This window comes from Halomonas sp., from assembly GCF_031581305.1.
Taxonomy (GTDB): Bacteria; Pseudomonadota; Gammaproteobacteria; order Pseudomonadales; family Halomonadaceae; genus Halomonas.
Genome location: NZ_JAVLBC010000193.1, coordinates 1 through 5,953, shown reverse-complemented (window position 1 = coordinate 5,953; position 5,953 = coordinate 1). Strand labels below are relative to the sequence as shown.

The 5,953-nt window shown below is 66.2% G+C and carries 6 protein-coding genes; 5 read left to right on the top strand and 1 reads right to left on the bottom strand.

The window, feature by feature from the left end:
• Nucleotides 1–245: 245 nt before the first annotated feature.
• The 5 genes from RI841_RS13665 (at nt 246) to trpC (ending at nt 5,199) form a co-directional block, all read left to right on the top strand.
• Complete coding sequence (locus RI841_RS13665; protein ID WP_310706181.1) at nt 246–911, top strand: phosphoglycolate phosphatase; 666 nt, start codon at nt 246–248, stop codon at nt 909–911.
• Nucleotides 912–1,161: 250 nt separating this feature from the next.
• Nucleotides 1,162–2,658: an anthranilate synthase component I gene (gene trpE, locus RI841_RS13660; protein WP_310706182.1), complete on the top strand. Its 1,497-nt coding sequence runs from the start codon at nt 1,162–1,164 to the stop codon at nt 2,656–2,658.
• A 70-nt stretch (nt 2,659–2,728) separates the two neighbouring features.
• Nucleotides 2,729–3,316, top strand: a complete 588-nt coding sequence (locus RI841_RS13655; RefSeq protein ID WP_310706180.1) for an aminodeoxychorismate/anthranilate synthase component II — start codon at nt 2,729–2,731, stop codon at nt 3,314–3,316.
• Between the two features lie 48 nt (nt 3,317–3,364).
• On the top strand, nt 3,365–4,384 hold the full coding sequence (gene trpD / locus RI841_RS13650) for an anthranilate phosphoribosyltransferase (protein ID WP_310706179.1): 1,020 nt from the start codon (nt 3,365–3,367) through the stop codon (nt 4,382–4,384).
• Nucleotides 4,385–4,392: 8 nt separating this feature from the next.
• Entirely contained in the window at nt 4,393–5,199 is an 807-nt protein-coding gene (gene trpC / locus RI841_RS13645) for an indole-3-glycerol phosphate synthase TrpC (protein WP_310706178.1), read from the top strand.
• Between the two features lie 67 nt (nt 5,200–5,266).
• Here the strand turns inward: trpC and RI841_RS13640 are convergent.
• On the bottom strand, nt 5,267–5,953 hold a 687-nt coding region (locus tag RI841_RS13640), incomplete at its 5' end, for an NAD-binding protein (protein WP_310706177.1).

The window sequence follows — 5,953 nt, the reverse complement described above, 5'->3', positions numbered from 1 at the left end:
GGCGCTTCCCGTTCCCAGTGGCGTGACATGCGCAAGGTGGCGGTCGGGCCACAAGATCTCAGCTCCCGCTGTCCGATGCACATGACGCGTTCTTGCTCGTTAGCGGCACCCCCAGCCACGACGATTCTCGGCACACTCATATCGCCCCTTCAGCAAGGAGCGGACCCCCAGCATGAGCCCTTGCCGATTTCCTGTCCTGGGCCTGTCCGGCATAATGTATGCCCGACTGCATCGTGAGGGGCATCATGCACCCCATACTGAACGACATCCGGCTGGTGACCTTCGACCTGGACGGCACCCTGGTCGACTCCGTGCCCGACCTGGCCGCGGCGGTGGACGCCGCTCTCGCGGATCTCGGCCTGGCACCGTGCGGCGAGTCGCGTGTGCGTGATTGGGTGGGCAATGGCTCGCTCAGGCTGATGCAGCGTTCATTGCGGCACGCCCAAGGCCGGGAGCCCGATGCGGCGCTGTTGGCAAGGGCTCATCAGCGCTTCCTCGACCACTACGGCCGCGACCCCAGTGCTCGCACCCGACTCTATCCCGGGGTGCGGGAAGCGCTGAACGCCCTGCGCGACCGTGGGGTCCCCCTGGCGCTGGTGACCAACAAGCCCAGCACCTTCATCGTGCCGATTCTAGAGACCTTCGGCTTGGCCGAGCACTTCAGCCTCTGTCTGGGGGGCGACAGCCTGGCGCAGAAGAAGCCCGACCCGGCCCCCTTGCTGTATGTGGCGAACCAATTCGACGTCTTGCCCTCGGTCTGCCTGATGGTCGGTGACTCGCGCCATGACATTGCCGCGGGGAAGGCGGCGGGCTTTCGTACGCTGGCGGTCCCCTATGGCTACAACCACGGCGAGCCGGTGCGCGACAGCGGCCCCGATGGCGTGGTTGAATCGCTGGCGGAACTCGTTTAACGTGATTTCGGCTTATGCTATAAGCGCGGCCTAATCAATATGTTATTGCTATAAGACGCGGACCCTAGTCGATGATCAGCCGCAACCTGCCGGACACCTTCTCGACCCGCGGCGGCCCTCTGGTCGCCGCTCGCTACCTGCCCCGCTCGCCTGTCCGCGGCGGTTGGCGATGGTGACGCTGCCTCGTTGAGTCTGCCCTAGCGCCCCGCGCCCACCATGACCAACCGTTACATCGAGGATTCCGGGCATGATGACCCCCGAACGCTTCCGCGAGCTGGCCGACGCCGGCTACAACCGTATCCCGGTCACCCGCGAGGTGCTGGCCGATCTCGATACCCCGCTCTCTACCTACCTGAAGCTGGCCAACGCCCCCTGGACCTTCCTGCTCGAATCGGTACAGGGCGGCGAAAAGTGGGGACGCTACTCGATCATCGGCCTGCCCAGTCGCGAGCGCATAGAAGTGCATGGCTTTACTGTCAGCCATATTGTCGACGGTGAGCTGCAGGGCGCCGCTGAGGTGGAGGACCCGCTCGAGTGGATCGAGGAGTTCCAGGCTCGCTTCAAGGTGCCGCAGCTGGATGATCAGCCGCGCTTCGACGGTGGCCTGGTGGGCTACTTCGGCTACGACACTATCCGCTATATCGAGCCGCGTCTGCGCAGCGAGGCCGCCGCCGCCAAGCCCGACCCGCTGGGCGTGCCGGACATCTTGCTAATGGTATGCGACGAACTGGTCGTGTTCGACAACCTCTCAGGGCGCCTGACCTTGTGGACCCACGCCGATACGACCGAGCCCCGCGCCTATGCCAACGCGTTGGAGCGCCTGGAGGCCCTGGAGATCCGCCTGCGCAGCGCCACGCTCAATACCATCAGCCCCGGCACGGGCAGTGCCGCCGTGGAGGAGGGCGACTTCTCCTCCGGCTTCACCGAGGCGGGCTTCAAGGACGCGGTCGAGCAGATCAAGGAGTATGTGCTGGCCGGTGACGTCATGCAGTGCGTACCATCCCAGCGCATGTCGATCCCCTATCGGGCCGCGCCCCTGGATCTCTATCGCGCCCTGCGCAGCCTCAACCCCTCGCCCTACATGTTCTTCCTCGACCTCGGCGATCATCAGGTGGCCGGCTCCTCGCCGGAGATCCTCACTCGCCTGGAAGAGGGCGAAGTGACGGTGCGTCCCATCGCCGGTACCCGCAAGCGCGGGCGTACCGAGGAGGAGGATCGCGCCCTGGAAGCTGACCTGCTGGCCGATCCCAAGGAGCGCGCCGAGCACCTGATGCTGATCGATCTGGGCCGCAACGACGTGGGTCGCATCAGCGAGACCGGCTCGGTGAAGGTCACCGAAGAGATGGTGGTGGAGCGTTACTCCCACGTGATGCACATTGTCTCCAACGTCACCGGGCGCCTCAAGCCGGGGCTCTCCGCCATGGACGCCCTGCGCGCCACCTTCCCGGCAGGCACCGTCTCCGGCGCCCCCAAGATCCGGGCACTCGAGATCATCGACGAGCTGGAGCCGGTCAAGCGTGGCATCTATTCCGGCGCCGTCGGTTATCTCTCCTGGCACGGCAACCTGGACACTGCCATCGCGATCCGCACCGCGGTGATCAAGGATGGCCAGCTGCATGTCCAGGCCGGTGCCGGTATCGTCGCCGATTCGGTACCCGAGATGGAGTGGCAGGAGACCCTCAACAAGGGCCGCGCCCTGTTCCGCGCCGTGGCCATGGCCGAGCACGGCCTGGACAACCTCGAGTGACACGCCATCCCTGAATTTCATCGCTTGGCCATGGCCGGGCGGGCGCCCCGCGGGGCTGGAGACAAGATCCATGAACGTCTGCATGATCGACAACTACGACAGCTTCACCTTCAATGTGGTGCAGTACCTGGGGGAGCTGGGCGCCGAGGTGGCGACCCACCGTAACGACGCCATCACCCTCGAACAGATCGAGGCCATGGCCCCGACCCATCTGGTGATCTCCCCGGGACCCTGTACGCCCGACGAGGCCGGCATTTCCATGGCGGCCATTCGTCACTTTGCCGGGCAGTTGCCGATACTAGGCATCTGCCTGGGCCACCAGGCCATCGGCCAGGTCTACGGCGGGAAGGTGGTCCGCGCACCTCAGGTGATGCATGGCAAGACCTCGCGGGTTCGCCATTTCGGCCAAGGGGTCTTCGAGGGCCTCGAGGACCCGCTGGAGGTGACGCGCTACCATTCTCTGGTGGTGGAGCGTGAGAGCCTGCCCGACTGCCTCGAGATCACCGCCTGGTGCGACGATGACGATGTCACGCCGGGGTTGATCATGGGACTGCGCCACCGTGAGCTGGATGTCGAAGGGGTACAGTTCCATCCCGAGTCGATCCTGACCCGCCAGGGCCATGAGCTGCTGGCCAACTTTCTCAAACGTCATGTCTAGGCGCCGCTGAGCCGAGCCTGAGTCGAGGCTGATTAGAGGATAGTGATTATGCAGATGCGAGAGGCCATCGGTGCGGTGATGCGCCGTGAGAACCTGAACTTCGCCGAGACCCATGAAGTGATGCGCCAGATCATGACCGGCGAGGCCAGCGATCCTCAGATTGCTGCCTTCCTGGTGGGCATGGCCATGAAGGGCGAGACCGCCGAGGAGATCAGTGCCGCTGCCCAGGTGATGCGTGAACTGATGAACCCGGTCCGGCTGCAAGCCGACAACGTGGTCGACATTGTCGGCACCGGGGGCGACGGCGCCAACCTCTTCAACGTCTCAACGGCCGCGAGCTTCGTGGTCGCCGCGGGCGGGGCCCATGTTGCCAAGCACGGCAACCGCGGAGTCTCCTCCTCGTCGGGCAGTGCCGACCTGTTCGCCGTGGCCGGCATTCACCTGGACCTCGACGCCGAGCAGGTCGGCCGCTGCATCGAGCAGGTGGGCGTGGGCTTCATGTTCGCCCCCAACCATCACCCGGCGATGCGCTATGCCGTGGGCCCGCGTCGCGAGATGGGCGTGCGTACCCTGTTCAACATCCTGGGGCCTCTGACCAATCCCGCCGGCGCCCCCAACCAGGTGCTGGGGGTCTATGCGCCCGAGCTGGTGCCGCTGATGGCAGAGGTTCTCCGGCGCCTGGGCAGCGAGCATGTACTGGTGGTCCATGCCGAGGACGGCCTCGATGAGATTTCGCTGGCGCAGCCGACCCTGGTCGCCGAACTGAAGGACGGGGCGATCCGCGAGTACACGATTACCCCCGAGACCTTCGGCATCGAACGCCAGTCCCTGGACCCGCTGCGGGTGAAGACCGCCGAGGATAGCCTGCGGCTGGTCGAGCAGGCCCTGGTGGGCGAGGGGCCGGCGGCGGACATCGTCGCGCTCAATGCCGGCGCCGCCCTCTACGCCTCGGGCGTGGCCGACAGCCTGGCGGAGGGCGTGGCCATGGCGCAGGACGCCCAGGCCTCGAAGTTGCCGCTCGAGAAGCTTAGGGAACTCGCCAATTTCACCCGCGTGTTCACCCATTGAGGCCCGTCATGACCGATACTCGTTCCCTGCCCACCATCCTGGAGCGCATCTTGGCCCGCAAGGAGGAGGAGGTCGCCGAACGGCGGCGTGTCGTCTCCGAGCAGGAGCTGCTGCGCCTGGCCGCCGAGCAGTCTGATGCGCGAGGGTTCGTCACCGCGCTTGATGCTGCCATCCAGGCCGGCGACCCGGCGGTGATCGCCGAGATCAAGAAGGCCTCGCCCTCGAAGGGGGTGATTCGCGAGGACTTTCGCCCCGGCGAGATTGCCGTGAGCTACGCCGAGGGCGGTGCGGCCTGCCTCTCGGTGCTTACCGATGCCGACTTCTTCCAGGGCCACGAGGACTACCTGATCGAGGCGCGGGACGCCTGTTCCCTGCCGGTCATCCGCAAGGACTTCATCACCCACGGCTACCAGGTGAGCGAGGCTCGCGCCCTCGGCGCCGACTGCATCCTGCTGATCGTTGCCGCCCTCGACGATGCCCGGATGGCGGACCTGCATCGCCAGGCCGTGGAACTGGGCATGGACGTGCTGGTGGAGGTGCACGATCCCATGGAGCTCGACCGGGCACTCAAGCTCGACCTCGCCCTGGTGGGGATCAACAATCGCGATCTGCACACCTTCGACACCCGGCTCGAGACCACCCTGGAACTGCTGCCGCGGATCCCCGCTGGCGTGACCGTCGTCACCGAGTCCGGCATCCATACCCGGGACGACGTGCTGCGCATGCGCGAGCATGACGTCAACGCCTTCCTGGTGGGCGAGGCCTTCATGCGCGAAGCCGACCCCGGCCAGGCCCTGCGCCGGCTGTTCTTCTGATCCTCCTGTGCAAGCGACTGCGGGCAGCCTTCGGGCTGCCCGCTGTGGTTCGGGCAGTGCGAGAGGCTCAGAAGGCGGGAGAGTCCGGGTAGACCAGGCTGATCAGGCGCTCCCCCGGCTGAGGTTCGAGCGGCGACTGATCGCTGGCGACGCTGACCTGCTCCTGGGCATCGATGCAGAACAGCGGCAGCAAGCGATGCGCATGGGTCTCGATATAGGCGTCGACATCGAAGGTCTCGTGCAGTCGCGTGGTCCTTACCTCCGCCCCCTGGGCCACCAGGCTCGCCAGCTTGTGCCAGGTCACTTGCTTGCCAAACAGGCGGGGCAACTCGGCCAGTTGCCGGGGCCGCTCTCTCTCGGCGTCGCGTTCCCCGTTGACCCCCAGCTGGAAGACCTTGCCATGTCCCAGCCTCCCTTCGAAGTGCAGGGCAGCCAGGTCGTTCTGTTCGCGGTAGGGGGAGAGGGGCAGGAAGTGGCCCAGACCGGTCATCTCCAGGTGCTCCTGGGCATGTGCCGAGGTCGGGTTGCCGAAATAGGTCGGCAGGCCAGCCATGCGCGCCTCTTCCAGGGCGTCCCGGTCATGGTCGCAAAGGCGCACGGCGAAGCCAGCCTCCTGGAGAGCCTGGCCTACGGCACGCGCGACCGGGTTGGCGCCGAGGATCAGGAATCCTCTGGGTGGCGGGGTCGTGACGCCCAGGGCGCTGGCGATGGGGCGGGAGAGCAGGCCCTGGATCACCACCGTGGCGATGATCAC

What these genes read in the sequence shown, in the direction of transcription:
- RI841_RS13665 (WP_310706181.1), top strand. Translation starts at nt 246, where the DNA reads ATGCACCCCATACTGAACGACATCCGGCTGGTGACCTTCGACCTGGAC.
- trpE (WP_310706182.1), top strand. Translation starts at nt 1,162, where the DNA reads ATGACCCCCGAACGCTTCCGCGAGCTGGCCGACGCCGGCTACAACCGT.
- RI841_RS13655 (WP_310706180.1), top strand. Translation starts at nt 2,729, where the DNA reads ATGAACGTCTGCATGATCGACAACTACGACAGCTTCACCTTCAATGTG.
- trpD (WP_310706179.1), top strand. Translation starts at nt 3,365, where the DNA reads ATGCAGATGCGAGAGGCCATCGGTGCGGTGATGCGCCGTGAGAACCTG.
- trpC (WP_310706178.1), top strand. Translation starts at nt 4,393, where the DNA reads ATGACCGATACTCGTTCCCTGCCCACCATCCTGGAGCGCATCTTGGCC.